The sequence below is a fragment of the Paenibacillus sp. N3.4 genome, from assembly GCF_008017805.1.
Taxonomy (GTDB): domain Bacteria; phylum Bacillota; class Bacilli; order Paenibacillales; family NBRC-103111; genus Paenibacillus_E.
In genome coordinates this window covers 1-17935 of sequence record NZ_VRTT01000027.1, presented here as the reverse complement: position 1 = coordinate 17935, position 17935 = coordinate 1, and the positions used below count along the sequence as shown (strand labels likewise).

Below are 17935 nucleotides of genomic sequence, written 5' to 3'. Positions count from 1 at the left end.
GGTTTTATTGACCAGTTCCCCCTAGATATAGGGGGTTTTTACATTTTGACACCCTATAGGGCTTGTATTATACTGGTATGGAGTGTTTTTAGGACTATTGGAGGTTGTTTCTTTCATGACAGAAAAGGTTAAAGTAGTTACGCTCGGATGCGAAAAGAATATGGTCGATTCCGAGATTATGTCAGGATTAATTCATGGCCGCGGCTTTCAACTTGTGGACAACAAAGAGGATGCCACAGTTATTATCGTGAACACTTGCGGGTTCATTGATGCGGCGAAGGAAGAATCCGTGAATACTATCTTGGATATGGCAGAACTTAAACAGACAGCGAACTTGAAGGCGCTTATCGTCTCCGGCTGTTTAACACAACGTTATAAAAAGCAGCTGATGGAAGAAATGCCGGAAATCGATGGCATTGTGGGGACAGGCGATTTTGATAAAATCAATCATATTGTAGATGAGGCCTTACGTGGGAAGAAGCCTGTACTAGTAGGAAATCCGGTTTTCAATTATGATGCCGATTTACCGAGACTGGTCACAACTCCGCGTTATACCGCATATGTTAAAATTGCAGAGGGTTGCGATAATGCTTGTACGTTCTGCAGTATTCCGATTATGCGGGGCAGTTTCAAAAGCAGAAGTATGGAATCTGTTGTCGCAGAAGTAACAGGACTTGCTGCACAAGGCGTTAAGGAAATTAGTCTGATCGCGCAGGATTCTACGAACTATGGAACGGATCTTTATGATAGTTTTATGCTTCCTACGTTGTTGAACAAAGTCAGCGAAGTAGAAGGAATTGAGTGGGTTCGTCTTCATTATGCGTATCCTGGCTTCTTTAGTGACGAGCTGATTGCTGTGATGGCAGAAAATCCTAAGGTTTGCAAGTATATCGATATGCCGCTTCAACATAGTGAAGATTCGATTCTTAAACGGATGCGCAGACCGGGTCGTCAGAAGGATACGCGCGAGCTTGTTCGAAAAATTCGCGAATCTATCCCTGATGTTGCTCTTCGTACCTCGTTAATTGTTGGTTTCCCAGGAGAAACGGAGCAAGATTTTGAGAATCTGAAGCAATTCGTACGCGATGTAGAATTCGACCGTCTTGGTGTGTTTGCCTATTCGAAGGAAGATGATACGCCTGCAGCACGACTGCCGGATCAAGTTCCTGATGATGTGAAAGAATTCCGTGCGAATACATTGATGGAAATTCAACGCGAAATTTCCAACTTGCGCGGCGGACGCCGCATCGGGCAAGAAATTGATGTTCTGATCGAGAGATACGATGGTAGAAGTGATGTCTATATCGGTCGTTCTCAGTTCGATGCACCCGAAATTGATGGGGAAGTATTCGTTTCGAATGCAAAGCTAAATATTGGTGAGCTCGCAAGAGTTCGTATTACTCACTCCTATGAATTTGACTTGTCAGGGGAGGTTATTGCATGAACCTAGCCAACCGCATCACTGTGGCGAGGATTTTACTAGTCCCGATCATCATGTTTTTTTTGTTGATTCAGGTCAAGTTTCCTCACATTCGAATTGAGGAATTCAGCATTACGTACAATCAAATTATTGCTGCTTTAATTTTTATTATTGCAGCGAGTACAGATAGTTTAGATGGTTACATAGCACGAAAGCGTAAGCTTGTAACCAATTTAGGCAAGCTGCTTGATCCCTTGGCGGATAAGCTGCTTGTTACTGCTGTGCTCGTTTCTTTAGTAGAAATGGGTAAGGTAGATGCTTGGATCGTCATTGTGATCATCAGTAGAGAGTGGGCAGTTACCGGACTTCGCCAAATCGCTTTATTAGAGGGTACCGTAATGGCGGCGAGCAAATGGGGAAAAGCCAAGACGGCCGCTCAGATTACGGCTATCATTGCCCTTCTTATCAATAATTTTCCGTTTACGTTTGTGCACTTTCCCTTTGATGTGATTGCTAGTTGGGCAGCAGCCATTATTACGGTTTACTCAGGTATTGAATATTTTGTTAAAAATAAGCATGTCATAGACTTTTCAGAGAAGACACAATAGGGAGACCTATTGGTTTTTTCTATTTCAGGAGGCTCGAAGGATGAAAGCTGAAATCGTAGCTATTGGAACAGAGTTGTTGCTTGGTCAAATCGTGAATACGAATGCGCAATTTATTTCACGGGAATGCGCAGCGAACGGCATTGATATGTATTACCAGACAGTTGTCGGGGATAATGAACAGCGATTGCTGGAAGCGTTCAAATTGGCTTCCTCACGAGCTGATGTAGTGATTTGTACCGGAGGACTCGGACCTACTCAGGACGATCTTACGAAGGACGTATTGGCGGCTTACGTAGGACGTGAGCTTGTTTTGCATGAACCCTCTATGAAGGCGATCACCGAGATGTTCCTAACACGCGGCATTCATATGGTGGAGAGCAACCGCAGGCAAGCACTTATGCTTACGGGCAGTGATTTTTTACATAATGAAACAGGACTAGCCGTCGGTGTTGCTTTCACCCATGAGGGTACACACTACATCGTATTGCCAGGTCCACCCAAAGAAATGAAGCCGATGTTCACGAACTATGCCATTCCTTGGCTGCGTAATGTCATGACCGATGAAGTGCCGCTTTATTCCAAGATGCTTAAATTTGCCGGTATTGGGGAATCCAATTTGGAGCATACCCTGCTGGATTTGATTCAAACGCAAACAGATCCTACGATTGCTCCGTATGCAAAAGAAGGCGAAGTGACGATTCGTCTAACGACACGGGCCAATACACCGATTGAGGGTGAGCAGAAAATTCAAACAACTGAACAGGAAATCAGAAGCCGAGTAGGTGAATATCTGTATGCAGAAAACGATGTCCCTATTGAAGTTGTTGTTCTGCAAATGCTAGCAAAGTCCAAGCTTAAGCTTGCTGTAGCCGAAAGCTGCACAGGAGGCTTACTTAGCGATATGATTACTAATGTTTCAGGGAGTTCGGAGTCGTTTCTAGGTGGAATTATTTGCTATTCAAATGCGCTGAAGCATAAACTTCTTGGTGTTCCTATGGATGTATTGGAAGGTGAGGGTTCCCCTGGGGCCGTTAGCAGCGACACAGCGGCTCTCTTAGCTGAGAATTTGCTTGCAACGACCGGAAGTGACTTCGGTATCTCGGTCACAGGCATAGCCGGTCCAAGCCCGTCTGAAGGCAAGCCGGTAGGACTCGTCTATTTGGGTCTTGCCCAAAAGAAAGTTGAGACAAAAGTATTTCGTCTGCAGCTTTCCGGCACCAGAGAAACAATCAAGCATCGAGCGGCCAAAAACGCACTCTATCAACTATGGAAACAGTTGAAAGATACCTAGAGTTGGCTTATAATCAAGCTAGGTGTTAACGGAAGAACCGTAGCAAAGCGATAACTTTGTTGCGGTTTTTTGTTTGTTCGCTAAAAAAACGAATGTATGTTCGAAAAATAGCTTGGCAAACACCTGAAAACAAGTTATCATATACCTATAATGATAAAAGGGAAGTGAATGTTTTGACAGATCGTCGCGCCGCACTTGATAATGCACTACGTCAAATCGAGAAACAGTTTGGAAAAGGCTCTATCATGAAGCTTGGAGAGTCCAAACATATGCAAGTTGAGACGATTTCTACAGGAGCGCTTGCTCTTGATATCGCACTCGGTATAGGTGGATTTCCCCGCGGAAGAATTATTGAAGTGTACGGACCTGAATCTTCCGGTAAAACAACCGTTGCTCTACACGCTATCGCAGAAGTACAAAAGAATGGCGGACAAGCCGCTTTTATCGATGCTGAGCATGCTTTGGATCCTTTGTATGCAAGCAAGCTCGGTATCAACATAGATGAATTGTTACTTTCCCAACCAGATACAGGCGAGCAAGCACTTGAGATCGCAGAAGCGCTTGTTCGCAGCGGTGCTGTCGATATCATCGTTATTGACTCTGTTGCTGCACTTGTTCCTAGAGCGGAGATTGAAGGGGAAATGGGCGATTCACACGTAGGTCTGCAAGCTCGTTTGATGTCCCAAGCTCTTCGTAAGCTCTCTGGTGCAATTAACAAGTCGAAAGTCATTGCGATTTTCATTAACCAGCTTCGTGAAAAAGTTGGCGTTATGTTCGGCAACCCAGAGACAACGCCAGGTGGCCGGGCGCTTAAGTTTTATTCTTCGGTTCGTTTGGATGTTCGTCGTGTGGAAACGATCAAGCAAGGAAATGATATGGTCGGTAACCGTACGAGAATTAAAGTCGTGAAGAATAAAGTGGCACCACCGTTTAAACAAGCAGAAGTAGATATCATGTATGGCGAAGGTATATCTCGTGAAGGCAGTATCATTGATATCGGTACAGAGATGGACATTGTTAACAAAAGCGGAGCATGGTATTCGTACGAAGGCGAGAGACTTGGTCAAGGTCGTGAGAATGCAAAGCAATTTTTGAAAGAGAACAAAGCGATTTCTGAGACTATTGAATTGAGAATCCGTGAAAATAGTAATTTAATTAAAGCAGTAGGTCCAAACACGGATGATGATGAAATAGACGATGAAGAAGCAGCTTTCGAATAAATAAAACATATAGAGAATGAAAGCACCTATAACCTCGTGTTAAGGTGCTTTTATTTTTAGAAGGAGTTGGTGGTTTTTGGATAACGAAAATCAAGATGTATACACGATTACAATGGTAGAAAAACAAAAGCGGGGCAAGCGTCGTTATCATATATTTATCAACGAAGAATACGCGTTTTCGGTTCATGAGGATATTCTAATTAAGCATCGATTGATCAAGGGGGAGACCGTAGATCCCCAAGATTTAGAAAAAATTGTTCAAGATGAAGAACGGAACAATGCCTATATGAGAGCTCTGCGAATGATCGGCAGACGTCCTCATTCTTCTAGCGAAGTCAAGCGCAAATTGAAAGAATATGGCTTTGAAGCGCCGATTATTGATTGGGTTTGTGAGACATTAGGGGAACAGAAATATTTGAATGATGAGGAATTTACAAAGATGTGGACGGACAATCGCATCATTTCTCAAAAAAAGGGGCGTAATCTCGTTCGTCAAGAGCTCCAACAAAAAGGCATAAATAAAGACATTATTCAAAGTGCCATGGCGACGATCGACCCAGAAGATGAGTTTGCAGGAGCAATGAAGCTGGCACAAACGAAATGGAAGCAAACTTCAGGGAAAACGATGGATCGCAAAAGAAAAACCGGAGCTTTCTTAATGAGAAGAGGCTTTACAGGATCTGTTGTTAACAAAGTGCTAAAGCAAATTTCCAGTGAATCTGTAGAAGAAGAATTTGAAACTATAGAAGATTTCTTTAATGATTAATGACATTAATTATATATGAGATTAATTAAATTGATCCAATTATTACCATATATTTCATTCCATAAGTACCATCTGTTGGACAATCGCTTGACAAGCTTCTTCGACAAAAGATAGAATAACAATGTATAATTTCATAATGTATTCAAAATCATTCACAATTATTTGATTTTGATGAAGCAGTCGTAGAAACCGCCAATTTTTACACACTGTTGATTATGAACTATTAGCACTAGTGCTTAAGGCGCTGTGCGCATTCATTTAAGAGCCATACGCTTTGGGTTCAGAGGGTATGTATGACTAGTTAAACAATTGAAAATCGGATTAAAAAACCGAAGGTATCCCAAGCTAACACCTTGGAGAAACCAACGAGGAGGTGAACAAGATGATGCCATTCATTTGGATCGTGATCATTCTCATTGTTGGAGCTGCATGCTTAGGGATTGGTTATTTTATCCGTAAATCTCTCGCAGAAGCGAAAATTTCCAGTGCTGAAACGGCGGCCGAGCAGATTCGAGAATCTGCAAAGAAGGAAGCGGAAGCACTGAAAAAAGAAACGGTTCTGGAAGCAAAGGACGAAGTGCATAAACTGAGATCCGAAGCTGAAAAAGACATTCGTGAACGTCGAAATGAAATTCAACGACAAGAAAGACGATTGTTGCAAAAAGAGGAATCGCTGGATAAAAAATTAGAATCTCTAGAGCGTAAAGAAGAACAAGTGTCCAACAAAGAGAAGCGGATCGAAGATACGCAATCACAAATTGATCAGCTTTATAAAAGCCAGGTATCTGAGCTGGAGAGAATCTCTGGTCTTACAATGGAAGAAGCCAAAAGTATCATTCTTACTAATGTAGAACAGGAAGTTCGCCACGAAACAGCTCAACTTATTAAAGAAATTGAGCAGCAGGCCAAAGAAGAAGGCGATAAGAAAGCACGTGAGATTATCACACTCGCTATTCAACGTTGTGCGGCTGATCATGTAGCTGAAACGACAGTTTCAGTAGTCACATTGCCAAATGAAGAAATGAAAGGCCGCATCATCGGTCGTGAAGGACGAAATATCCGCGCGTTGGAAACACTGACGGGTATTGATCTCATCATTGATGATACGCCAGAAGCGGTTATTTTATCTGGATTCGATCCAATCCGTCGTGAAATCGCCCGTACCTCGTTAGAGAAACTCGTTGCCGATGGACGTATTCATCCGGCGCGAATTGAAGAAATGGTGGAGAAATCACGTAAAGAAGTGGATGAGCGTATCCGCGAATACGGAGAACAAGCGACTTTCGAGGTTGGTGTACATGGTTTGCACCCAGACTTGATCAAAATTTTGGGTCGTTTGAAATTTAGAACGAGTTATGGTCAAAACGTGCTCAAACATTCCATGGAAGTAGCTTATCTGGCTGGTCTGATGGCCGGGGAGCTCGGGGTAGACGTAACTTTGGCGAAACGTGCCGGGCTGCTTCATGACATCGGTAAGGCACTTGACCATGAGGTTGAAGGATCTCATGTGGAAATCGGTGTTGAGATTGGCAAGAAGTACAAGGAGCATCCAGTCGTTATCAACAGTATAGCTTCACATCACGGTGACGTGGAAGCAACTTCTGTTATTGCGATGTTAGTTGGAGCTGCAGATGCATTATCAGCAGCAAGACCTGGCGCTCGTAGAGAGACATTAGAAACGTATATTAAACGTCTGGAAAAACTGGAAGAAATTTCGGAATCCTTCGAAGGTGTTGAGAAATCATACGCTATTCAAGCAGGTCGTGAAGTACGCGTTATGGTTCAACCTGAGAAAGTGGATGATACCGAGGCTTTCCGCTTAGCCCGCGATATTACAAAGAAAATCGAGGGTGAATTGGACTATCCAGGGCATATTAAAGTAACGGTCATTCGTGAAACCAGAGCTGTTGAATACGCTAAATAATAATAATGAATGTGAAAAGTGGCTGATACAGCCACTTTTCCTTTTTTTAAGCATCCAAGAAACCATAGGGGAGACACTAACTAGTTATGAAAATTGTATTTATCGGAGATATTGTAGGTTCTGTTGGTAGAAAAGCGTTGAAAAATATTATGCCTAGATTGAAGCAAGCTCATCCTCACGCTGTATTTATCGCCAACGGAGAGAATGCTGCGGCAGGTAAAGGGATTACAGCAGCCATCGCCAAAGAAATCTATGAGATGGGCATTCAGGCGCTTACAATGGGCAATCATACGTGGGATCAAAAGGAGATTTTTGATTTTATCGATCGTGACGAGAAAATGGTACGACCTGCTAATTTCCCTCCAGGAACACCAGGTAGAGGACATACAACAATAAAAGTGAAAGATCAGGAACTGCTTATTATTAACTTGCAAGGCCGAACATTCTTGCCGCCGATTGATTGTCCTTTCCGTAAGGTGGATGAGATTCTTGAAACTGATAAGAAAAAACATAAATTTGTGTTTGTAGATTTCCATGCAGAGGCCACCTCGGAGAAAATAGCGATGGGTTGGCACCTGGATGGTAAAGTTTCTGCTGTCGTTGGCACTCATACGCATGTACAAACAAACGATAATCGTGTGTTGCCGCAAGGCACAGCCTATGTAACCGATGTGGGCATGGTAGGGCCGCGCGATGGTATTCTGGGAGTAGAACGCAACGCAGTTCTCCAGAAATTCAAAACTCAACTTCCGGTTCGTTTCGTAACTGACGAAGGAAAGTGGCATTTCCATGCCGTTGTCATCGAGCTCCATGATCAAACAGGGCTAGCAAAGTCTATTAACTTAATTCGTTATGATGAGGATCAAGTTTTCATGGACTAGTCGTAAATGGATTGGCATGTTTACCAAATCTCGGGAATAGGATGGGTAATGGAATCTATCCATCATTCCCGAGGAGGTACTTTTCATGGATGTGTTAAAAGTTTCAGCAAAGTCCAATCCAAACTCCGTAGCAGGTGCACTGGCAGGTGTTTTGCGTGAGCGAGGAGCAGCTGAGCTCCAAGCTATAGGTGCAGGTGCCTTAAACCAGGCCATTAAAGCAGTAGCTATCGCCAGAGGATTCGTCGCGCCTAGTGGAGTTGACCTCATTTGTGTACCAGCCTTCACAGATATCGTGATCGATGGGGAAGATCGGACGGCCATTAAACTTATCGTAGAACCACGCTAACAACAAGAAATATACGAAATGCCAAGCCTGTTTACCCAGTAGACAGGTTTTTTGCGATGTGTTTAGGGAGCCTCTGACAAGAGTTTTTGTATGTAGATAAGAAAGAAAGTGTCTATACGTTTGCTTAACATCAACCTTGACAAACTCGCTCGTCCCTGAAGGACGACGAAGTCGTTTATCCTTGCTTTCAGGATGTGGGTAAAAGAGGAGGCTGGCTATGAAGATCGTCGATGGGCATTGCGATGCGCTGACAAAGCTATATAAGAACCCAAGGCTTGACTTTCATATGGACGAAGATGAGCTTGATGTCAATTACATACGGCTTAAGCATGCAGGTGTTAAAGTACAATTTTTTGCTATTTACTTATCGGATACGATTAAGCAGCCAACATTTGAGCACATTTTACGAATGGTCGATCTTTTTCATAGAAAAATACTAAATCATCCCGGAATGAGATTTATTCAGAATGCAAATGATTGGCGGGAAGTTGAACATAGTGATCAGATTGGCGCTATTCTTACGCTTGAAGGGTTAGATGCAATTAACGGGAATATGCTGCACGTGCGGACACTTCAACGGCTGGGAGTAAGATGTATAGGCTTGACTTGGAATTATGCCAATTGGGCAGCGGATGGAGTCATGGAGCCGCGAAAAGGCGGATTTACTTTAAAAGGAATGAGGATGTTAAAAGAATTAGATACTATGGGTATAATAGTGGATGTATCCCATTTATCCGTACGAGGTTTTTGGGAACTGTATGAACAATATGCCAAACCATTCATTGCTTCTCACTCGAATGCCGAGCAGCTATGTCCCCATCCAAGAAATTTATCAGACAAACAAATTAAAGCGATTATTCAGAGAAAGGGACAGATCGGACTTACGTTCGTTCCCTACTTTGTAAGTCAAGCCATTTCTTCTGTTCGCATTACCGATCTGTTGAAACACATTGATCATATTTGTTCCTTGGGTGGGGAGCATCACATCGGCTTTGGATCGGATTTTGATGGCATTGAGCAATGGATGGAAGACTTAAGGCACTCTGGGCAATACGGAAATATAATAGAAGCTTTGTGCAAAAACTATAAAGAAGCTCAAGTTGAAGGTTTTCTTTATGGAAATTGGCGAAATTTTATGCTTTTGAACCTTCCGAGTTAAAGAAATGGGAATGATCTAATATTGATATGAATTCCATCTAAAAACTCTATGTTTTAGATTCATTCAAACCCCTTGCAATTTGTTCGGTAAAGGCATAGAATTTGGTTGATAAGTGAAAGAAATTTTTTATAGCCTCATCTTCATTTACATGTAATTAGGTCATTCATGTCTTCATGCAGTTACAATCAAAAGGAGTGGACGTACGGTGATTAGTCAGTTATCTTGGAAAATCGGAGGTCAGCAGGGTGAAGGGGTCGAAAGTACAGACCGCATTTTCTCTACTGCATTGAACCGTCTCGGTTATTATTTGTATGGGTACCGTCATTTCTCTTCACGGATTAAGGGGGGACATACAAATAACAAGATTCGCATCAGCACCAAACCGATTCGCGCAATCTCAGATGATTTGGATATTTTGGTTGCATTTGACCAAGAGAGCATTGATTTTAACGCACATGAGCTTCGTGACAACGGAGTTATTGTAGCAGATGCCAAATTCAATCCAGTATTACCTGAAGGAATTAAAGCTCGCTTATTCCCAGTTCCGATCACTGCAATCGCTGAAGAACTAGGAACTTCCCTATTTAAGAACATGGCCGCATCTGGCGCTTCTTGGGCACTGCTCGGTTTGCCAATTGATGTGTTTAATAAAGCCGTTGAAGAAGAATTTGGCCGTAAAGGGGCCGCTGTTGTTGAAAAAAATATTGAAGCCGTTCGCAAAGGGGCAGAATCCGTTCTGGAACTTGCCGGCGGACCGATTCTTGATTTCCAATTAGAGCCAGCCGACGGAAAACAAAAATTGTTTATGATCGGTAACGATGCAATTGCTCTTGGAGCCGTAGCTGCAGGATGCCGCTTTATGCCTGCCTACCCGATTACACCGGCATCCGAAGTTATGGAGTACTTAATCAAAGCGCTTCCTAAATTTGGCGGTACTGTTATCCAAACAGAAGATGAAATCGCTGCATGTACGATGGCTATCGGAGCTAACTATGCAGGGGCTCGTGCTTTAACAGCATCAGCTGGTCCTGGTCTGTCTTTGATGATGGAAGCAATTGGTTTGGCTGGTATGACAGAAACACCGGTTGTTATTGTAGATACGCAACGTGGGGGTCCAAGTACAGGTCTTCCTACGAAACAAGAACAATCCGATTTAAACGCTATGGTCTACGGTACGCACGGTGAAATTCCTAAAATTGTATTGTCCCCGAGCACGATTGAAGAGTGCTTCTACGACACGATTGAAGCTTTCAACCTTGCTGAGAAATATCAAGTTCCTGTTATCTTGATGACGGATCTTCAACTTTCTCTTGGTAAACAATCTGCAGAAATGCTGGATTACAATCGTATCGTGATTGATCGTGGAACATTGGTTACAGAAGCTCCTGAGCAGGAAGCTAACCAATTGTTCAAACGTTATCAGTTCACAGAAAACGGTGTATCACCGCGTGTAATTCCAGGCGTTAAGAACGGTATTCACCATGTTACAGGGGTAGAGCATGACCAAACGGGTCGTCCTTCCGAGAGCACTGAAAACCGTCAAAGGATGATGGATAAGCGTTTAGAGAAGCTGAAACACATTCAAGTAACAGACGCAATTAAATTCGATGCTCCTCATGAGAATCCGGATCTTTTGATTATCGGAATGGGCTCTACAGGTGGTACGATCGATGAAGCAAGACGCCGTGTTGAACAAGAAGGAATTAAGACGAATCACGCAACAGTTCGTTTGATTCATCCATTCCCAACAGAACAACTGAAACCTCTTGTTGAAAAAGCAAAAACGGTTATCGTTGTTGAAAACAACGCAACGGGCCAATTGGCAGATCAAATTAAACTGCACGTAGGTCATGCAGATAAAATTAAAAACGTTCTGAAATATAACGGTAATCCATTCTTACCTGCAGAAATCGAACAAAAATGCAAGGAGTTGACTTTAGCATGGCAACATTAAAAGACTTCCGTAACAATGTAAAGCCTAACTGGTGTCCTGGATGCGGAGATTTCTCCGTGCAAGCTGCAATTCAGCGTGCTGCAGCAAATGTTGGCTTAGAGCCTGAAGGCTTAGCAATCGTTTCGGGTATTGGTTGTTCAGGTCGGATCTCAGGCTACATCAATGCTTACGGTTTCCATGGTATTCACGGTCGTTCATTGCCAATCGCACAAGGTGTAAAAATGGCTAACCGTGATTTGACAGTCATCGCATCAGGCGGAGACGGAGACGGTTTCGCGATTGGTATGGGTCATACGGTTCATGCGATTCGTCGTAATATCGATGTTACTTATATCGTTATGGATAACCAAATCTACGGTTTGACGAAAGGTCAAGCATCTCCACGTAGTGCTGAAGGTTTCAAAACGAAAAGTACGCCACAAGGTACGATTGAATCAGCCATTTCACCATTGGAAGTTGCAATGGCTGCCGGTGCAACTTCGTTGCACAATCGTTCTCCAGCAACCTAAAGCAGTTAACAGCTGTTATTGAAGCTGGCTTGAATCACAAAGGCTTCTCTTTGATCAACGTATTCAGTCCTTGTGTAACATTTAATAAAGTAAACACGTATGACTGGTTTAAAGAGAACATTGTGGATCTGGATGAGATTCCTGATTACGACTCTACGAACCGTGTTATGGCGATGACTAAAATCATGGAAACAAATTCCATGCTTACAGGTATCATCTATCAAAACACTGTTAAAAAGAGCTATGAAGATTCCATTCCAAGCTTTGCAAAAGAAGGACTTTCTAAACAAAACCTTCAGCTTTCAGAAGCAGATTTCAACAAAATGCTAACTGAATTCAAATAATAGGTAGCGCTTTGAGGGCATATGGAGAAATTCCGTATGCCCTTTTTGTTCAACGGATATACTGACCGTAAGCTAAGTAGAAAAGGATGGATAACGAAGATGAAAACAGTTCCTATTGGGGTCTCGGCCCGTCATATCCATGTTTCACGAGCTCATATTGACATTTTATTCGGTGAAGGTTACGAATTGACGAACTTTAAAGAACTTACACAGCCAGGACAATATGCTGCGCAAGAGACTGTAGCCATTGTTGGACCTAAAGGAAAGTTCGATAAGGTACGTATTCTCGGACCTGCTAGACCAAACACACAAATTGAAATATCGCGTACCGATGCGTTCTCGCTTGGTGTTAATCCGCCTGTCCGTGAATCTGGACAGATTGCTGATACACCAGGGCTCAAAGTAATTGGCCCTAAAGGGGAAATCGATTTAGAGCGTGGAGCCATTGTCGCGGCAAGACATATTCATTTTCATACATCGGATGCCGAGAAATGGGGTATTCAAGATAAGCAGCTGCTTCGTGTCAAATTAGTAGGAGAACGTCCGTTGATTTTTGAAGATGTCATCGCACGTGTTTCTGAGCAGTTTGCACTGGATATGCATATCGATACGGACGAAGGAAACGCCGCGGGTGTCAAAACAGGCGATTACGCAGAAGTACTAGACTAGGTTCATGGTGAATGTTTTTTACATAAATGCCAATTTCCTTTTGTACTATATAGGCTTGTGATGCTATAATAAAAGCTGCATATTTATAAGTAAATCGTAGAGCTATTTGCTGTTCGTGTTTTCTAAGAAAACAAAGCCAAAGCTTACGAAGACAGTTTTGCTTAAGCAAAACGCTTAGGAGGAAAGAAAGTGGCTAATGAAGTGAAATCCGACAAGGATTATTCCCAATATTTTCAGCCTCCTTCCCTGACAGATGCCAAGAAACGCGGAAAAGAAGAGATCGCCGTTCATTATGACTTCACCATTCCGGAAGACATGCAGCAGTTCGGCAAAGATAAATTTTATTTGATTCGCACCTATGGTTGTCAGATGAATGAGCACGATACAGAAGTGATGAAAGGCCTGCTCGAGCAAATGGGCTACCAAACGACGGAAGACAAGAATTTGGCTGACGTCATTTTATTGAACACTTGCGCGATTAGGGAAAATGCTGAAGATAAGGTGTTCGGGGAACTGGGGCATTTGAAAGCGTTAAAAGCTCAGAAACCTGGTCTTGTTCTTGGTGTGTGCGGATGTATGTCACAAGAAGAAGCTGTCGTAAACCGCATTATGCAGAAGCATGCTTTTGTGGATTTGATTTTCGGAACACACAATATTCATCGACTGCCTACACTTTTAAAGGATGCCTTTTATAACAAAGAAATGGTTGTAGAAGTGTGGTCCAAAGAAGGCGATATTGTTGAGAATTTGCCGAAGAAACGCGAAGGCATTCGCGCTTGGGTAAACATCATGTTCGGTTGTGACAAGTTTTGTACGTATTGCATCGTTCCTTACACACGTGGGAAGGAGCGCAGCCGCAGACCGCAGGATGTACTTGCCGAAGTCAGAGATTTGGCCCGTCAAGGGTTTCAGGAAATCACTTTGCTTGGACAAAATGTGAATGCTTATGGCAAAGATTTTGAAGATATCACCTATTCTTTCGCTAATCTAATGGATGATATTCGTAAAATTGATGTGCCGCGCATTCGATTCACAACTTCACACCCCCGGGATTTTGATGATAGCTTGATTGAAGTGCTGGGAAAACGCGGAAATCTTGTCGAACACATCCATCTTCCTGTACAATCAGGTAATACAGAAGTGTTGAAAAAAATGAGCCGGAAATATTCCCGTGATCATTATTTGCAGCTTGCTCGCAAAATTAAGGAGACGCTTCCTGATGTCGTTCTCACGACAGATATTATTGTTGGCTTCCCAGGTGAAACGGATGAACAGTTTGATGAGACGATGTCACTGTATGAGGAAGTTGGGTTTGATTTCGCCTTTACGTTTATTTATTCGCCACGCGAAGGCACGCCAGCAGCCGATATGGAAGATAACGTCCCGATGGAAGTCAAGAAGCAGCGCTTGTATCGCTTGAATGAGCTTGTGAATGCTCACAGTAAAGCGAGCAAACGATAAATTGTTTGGACAAACTGTTGAAGTGCTTGTGGAAGGCGAAAGCAAGAACAATGCGGACGTGCTTTCCGGTCGCACAAGGACCAATAAATTGATCCATTTTACAGGCTCCAAGGATTTAATCGGCAAAATGATCCAGGTAAAAGTAACGCATGCGCAAACATGGATTTTGAAAGGCGAAATTGTTCCTGAGCCGTTGCAATTGTCCGTTTAAGTTAGCGCTGAAATAGATAGGAGTGTGTATGAATATGTCCCAATGTGATCATGAACACAATGACAGCCATCCTCATGCTTTTCAAGTGGAGGAATTTACAAATACAGAGATGATCGTTCGTGAAGATATTTTGTTCAAAGCTAAAGAGCTGGCGAATTTGTTGACGACGTCGAACGAGGTTCAGTTTTATCAAAAAGCAGAGAAGCAAATCGCGGTTAACGCTGACATCCAAACGCTAATCAGTGCAATCAAGAAGAAGCAGAAGGAAATCGTAGCGTTCGAGACCTTTAAAAATGCTAAAATGGTCGAGAAAATTGAGAATGAAATTGAAGTGCTTCAAGATGAATTAGATGGGATTCCTATTGTTAATGAATTCAAACAAACACAAGAGGATATCAACTATTTGCTGCAGCTCGTCATGTCCGTCATTCGTGATACGATCTCCGAAAAAATTAACGTAGAAGCAGGCTCAGCTGAAAGTCCGAGCTCTTGCGATTAAGAAACACTCGTATGGCACACAAACAATCGCCCTCTAATCAGGCTTATTGCTTGACATGAGCGGCGATTTTTTCCAAGTAGATCTTACAGATCGTTTTGCAAAAGCAAAACTTTAAGGAGACGTTGTTATGCTTACAGTGCGTAATCTAAGTAAAGTATATCCTCCGGACAATGAGGTGCTTTCTCAAGTTAGTTTTCAAGTCGATGAAGGCGAATTTATTGCCGTCATAGGCGGAAGCGGGAGCGGAAAGACGACCTTGCTTCGTTGTATCAGTCACCAAGAGAAGTGGACCACAGGTCAACTTATATATAAGTCAAATGATATTTCCAAGCCAGGGCCTATGGAGCGGTGGAAGCTAGGGAAGGATTTCGCTTTTTTAGAGGAGAAACCTGCTTTGAATCGAAATAAAAGCGCTATCAAAATGTAATGATGGGACGGTTCTACAAGACACCTCTGCGCTTGCTGACTGGAACAACTTCTCGTGATGAACATGTCGTAGGCATGGATTATTTGGAGAAGGTTGGGTTACTGGATAAAGGCGAAAAGAAGGTTGGCCAGTTAAGTGGTGGAGAACAGCAGCGTGTAGCGATTGCTAAAGCTTTGATCCTCGGTCCTAAGGTTCTTGTGGCGGACGAGCCTGTATCTGGACTTGATCCCAAATCAACGGAATATATTATTCAAGATTTGAAATCTCTGTGTAAAGACCGCAATATGAGCGTTATCGCAACGCTTCATCAAGTGGAACTGGCAGAGCGCTATGCAACTCGCATTTGGGGACTGGCTGAGGGAAGAATTGTACTGGATATTCCAGCAAGATCGCTTACGATGCGTGAAAAACAGCTTGTTTTCGGTGAAGTATGATCCAGGTCCTATTCGTTTGTTTAGGTAATATATGCCGTTCTCCGATGGCTGAAGCTGTGTTCCGGTATCAAGTAGCACAAGCCGGGCTTGCGCACATCATCCATACCGATTCTGCAGGCACTGGGGATTGGCATATCGGTCATCCGCCGCATCAAGGGACTAGGGATATCCTGAAGCAGCATGGCATCGAACATCAAGGGCTACAAGCAAGGCAAGTGAAATCGGATGATTTTGTACAATTTACTTATATCATTGCAATGACGATAGTAATATTCGTAATCTTGCTTCGTTTGCTCCCGTCTCTGTTGAGGGTGAGGAGCGTGCCTCGATACATAAATTATTAGACTTTAATCCGAATCGCCCGAATAAAGAAGTTCCAGACCCTTATTATACGGGGAATTTTCAAGAAGTATATGAGATGGTAGAGGAAAGCTGCCGACAACTACTCGCTTTTATCAAGCAGGAGAAGGGTCTGTAGGCAAACGAAAACAAAAAGAAGCGATAATGAAAAGAACCTCTTTTCACTATCGCTTCTTTTTGTACATTCCTTTTTAAAATATTGTTAAGCCGTTGGGCTGAATGGATTCGGAAATTGCTCTCAACATACTGGGATGAATAGGGATGATGACATCGGTTGGTCCTAATTCGAAGAGCCCGCTTCGGTTATGTACCGTAGCTGCTTGGACATAGATTCGAAAGTGTTCTGTTCCAAGTGACAATTGTGTAAGCTCTTGATTTTCTGATCGCTTGTTAATGAACGTGATGGTGTTAACTCCCTTATTTTTATAAGGAATAATCGTGATAATATGTTCCAATTTTAAATAATAATTAATGTGAGGTTTATGAAGAATTAATTCTTTGGTCGTAACGGTTAAGCCGTAATCCTTCTTTTTATGCGACATTTTCAAGTCGCCTTCATGGAATTTCATCTGAATAAAATTCGAATCCATAGTGAAACCTCCTTCACATCTGCATGAACGTGCGTATCTAAACAGAATAACACATATTATCGGACATGTTAATGGAGGTTGCTGGAGACTTATTTTTGTTGAAAGAGAATGGAACATTTGGTTCCTTTGTTTAAGTTGCTGGAGAATGATATTTTCCCGTTCATCATCTTGATAATACTCATCACGACGACGAGCCCGAGCCCAGTACCCTGTTCTTTGGTCGTATAGAAGGGGATGCCCAGCGAATTCAGCTGCTTTTTGGTCATGCCGACTCCAGTATTTGTAATAAGTATTTGCACGGCATTCGGAAGTTTCCGCGTGTTTAGAATGATGGCTCCACCGCTCGGCATGGACTCTATTGCATTTTTGATGAAAAGTTTTCGCAATCTCGTGCCTTCAGTCGTGAGTTAGAAAACTTCGGATAGGGTGTGGCTTATGCCACACCCTATCCGACACATGTTTAGGTAACTATTACAACAATCCTTTTAGTGTCAAGGTTTCTATAGGAAAATAACACTGACATATGCTATTCTGTAGTCAGAGGTGATTTTATGTCAGAAATTAAGCATGGTCGTGGTTACGTCTATGCCATTCAGTACCACATCGTATGGTGTGTAAAGTACCGACACCAGATTCTTGTAGAAGAATTAGACGTAAGACTAAAAGAAATTCTTATTCAGATTGCATCCGATAACAACTTCACTATATCTGAAATTGAAAGCGACTCCGATCACATCCATCTCTTAGTGGATTGTACACCACAGCATTCAATACCTAGTATGATTAAAGCATTAAAAGGTGTTTCCGCCAGACTTTTGTTTAAAGAGTTTCCTAAGATTAAAAAGAAATTGTGGGGAGGAAA

Annotated in this window: 17 protein-coding genes and 3 pseudogenes; 18 read left to right on the top strand and 2 right to left on the bottom strand. The window is 42.6% G+C overall.

The features are described from left to right. The first annotated feature begins 115 nt into the window (after positions 1 to 115). The 17 genes and pseudogenes from rimO (at position 116) to FU659_RS15330 (ending at position 16601) form a co-directional block, all read left to right on the top strand. On the top strand, positions 116 to 1444 hold the full coding sequence (rimO, locus tag FU659_RS15405; protein ID WP_147948405.1) for a 30S ribosomal protein S12 methylthiotransferase RimO: 1329 nt from the start codon (positions 116 to 118) through the stop codon (positions 1442 to 1444). Continuing rightward, positions 1441 to 2028: a CDP-diacylglycerol--glycerol-3-phosphate 3-phosphatidyltransferase gene (gene pgsA / locus FU659_RS15400; protein ID WP_147948404.1), complete on the top strand. Its 588-nt coding sequence runs from the start codon at positions 1441 to 1443 to the stop codon at positions 2026 to 2028. Before rimO ends, pgsA begins: the two co-directional genes overlap by 4 nt. Before the next feature lie 40 nt (positions 2029 to 2068). After that, positions 2069 to 3319: a competence/damage-inducible protein A gene (locus FU659_RS15395; RefSeq protein WP_147948403.1), complete on the top strand. Its 1251-nt coding sequence runs from the start codon at positions 2069 to 2071 to the stop codon at positions 3317 to 3319. Between the two features lie 173 nt (positions 3320 to 3492). Then, complete coding sequence (gene recA, locus FU659_RS15390; protein WP_147948402.1) at positions 3493 to 4539, top strand: recombinase RecA; 1047 nt, start codon at positions 3493 to 3495, stop codon at positions 4537 to 4539. 76 nt (positions 4540 to 4615) lie between these two features. Further along, positions 4616 to 5305 (top strand): regulatory protein RecX, encoded by a 690-nt coding sequence (locus FU659_RS15385; RefSeq protein WP_261807836.1) that lies wholly within the window; start codon positions 4616 to 4618, stop codon positions 5303 to 5305. Positions 5306 to 5687: 382 nt separating this feature from the next. After that, positions 5688 to 7229 (top strand): ribonuclease Y, encoded by a 1542-nt coding sequence (gene rny, locus FU659_RS15380; RefSeq protein WP_147948401.1) that lies wholly within the window; start codon positions 5688 to 5690, stop codon positions 7227 to 7229. Positions 7230 to 7315: 86 nt separating this feature from the next. Continuing rightward, a complete protein-coding gene (locus FU659_RS15375) occupies positions 7316 to 8110 on the top strand; it encodes a TIGR00282 family metallophosphoesterase (protein WP_147948400.1) in 795 nt (264 codons plus the stop codon). A gap of 85 nt (positions 8111 to 8195) precedes the next feature. Further along, the gene (locus tag FU659_RS15370; RefSeq protein ID WP_028558349.1) at positions 8196 to 8456 is read left to right on the top strand and encodes a stage V sporulation protein S; all 261 of its coding nucleotides are present in this window, start codon (positions 8196 to 8198) and stop codon (positions 8454 to 8456) included. Between the two features lie 217 nt (positions 8457 to 8673). Beyond that, the gene (locus FU659_RS15365; protein WP_261807835.1) at positions 8674 to 9615 is read left to right on the top strand and encodes a dipeptidase; all 942 of its coding nucleotides are present in this window, start codon (positions 8674 to 8676) and stop codon (positions 9613 to 9615) included. A gap of 205 nt (positions 9616 to 9820) precedes the next feature. Next, positions 9821 to 11569: a 2-oxoacid:acceptor oxidoreductase subunit alpha gene (locus FU659_RS15360; protein ID WP_147948398.1), complete on the top strand. Its 1749-nt coding sequence runs from the start codon at positions 9821 to 9823 to the stop codon at positions 11567 to 11569. Beyond that, a pseudogene (locus FU659_RS15355) lies at positions 11557 to 12422 on the top strand (2-oxoacid:ferredoxin oxidoreductase subunit beta). Before FU659_RS15360 ends, FU659_RS15355 begins: the two are co-directional and overlap by 13 nt. Before the next feature lie 99 nt (positions 12423 to 12521). Further along, positions 12522 to 13091 (top strand): phosphate propanoyltransferase, encoded by a 570-nt coding sequence (gene pduL / locus FU659_RS15350; RefSeq protein WP_147948397.1) that lies wholly within the window; start codon positions 12522 to 12524, stop codon positions 13089 to 13091. 201 nt (positions 13092 to 13292) lie between these two features. After that, positions 13293 to 14763, top strand: a pseudogene (gene miaB, locus FU659_RS15345) (tRNA (N6-isopentenyl adenosine(37)-C2)-methylthiotransferase MiaB). Positions 14764 to 14797: 34 nt separating this feature from the next. Further along, entirely contained in the window at positions 14798 to 15262 is a 465-nt protein-coding gene (locus FU659_RS15340) for a YlbF/YmcA family competence regulator (protein WP_147948396.1), read from the top strand. Between the two features lie 127 nt (positions 15263 to 15389). Beyond that, positions 15390 to 15689 (top strand): ATP-binding cassette domain-containing protein, encoded by a 300-nt coding sequence (locus FU659_RS38310; protein WP_315971324.1) that lies wholly within the window; start codon positions 15390 to 15392, stop codon positions 15687 to 15689. 32 nt (positions 15690 to 15721) lie between these two features. Beyond that, on the top strand, positions 15722 to 16123 hold the full coding sequence (locus FU659_RS38305; RefSeq protein ID WP_315971323.1) for an ATP-binding cassette domain-containing protein: 402 nt from the start codon (positions 15722 to 15724) through the stop codon (positions 16121 to 16123). Then, positions 16120 to 16601: pseudogene (locus tag FU659_RS15330) on the top strand (low molecular weight protein-tyrosine-phosphatase). Before FU659_RS38305 ends, FU659_RS15330 begins: the two are co-directional and overlap by 4 nt. Positions 16602 to 16674: 73 nt before the next feature. Here the strand turns inward: FU659_RS15330 and FU659_RS15325 are convergent. Together FU659_RS15325 and FU659_RS15320 are read right to left on the bottom strand one after the other, a co-directional pair. Then, positions 16675 to 17073, bottom strand: a complete 399-nt coding sequence (locus tag FU659_RS15325; RefSeq protein ID WP_147948395.1) for a hypothetical protein — start codon at positions 17071 to 17073, stop codon at positions 16675 to 16677. Positions 17074 to 17162: 89 nt separating this feature from the next. Continuing rightward, a complete protein-coding gene (locus tag FU659_RS15320; protein WP_147948394.1) occupies positions 17163 to 17459 on the bottom strand; it encodes an ATP-binding protein in 297 nt (98 codons plus the stop codon). 165 nt (positions 17460 to 17624) lie between these two features. Here FU659_RS15320 and tnpA point away from each other — a divergent pair. Further along, on the top strand, positions 17625 to 17935 hold a 311-nt coding region (tnpA, locus tag FU659_RS15315), incomplete at its 3' end, for an IS200/IS605 family transposase (protein ID WP_147948393.1).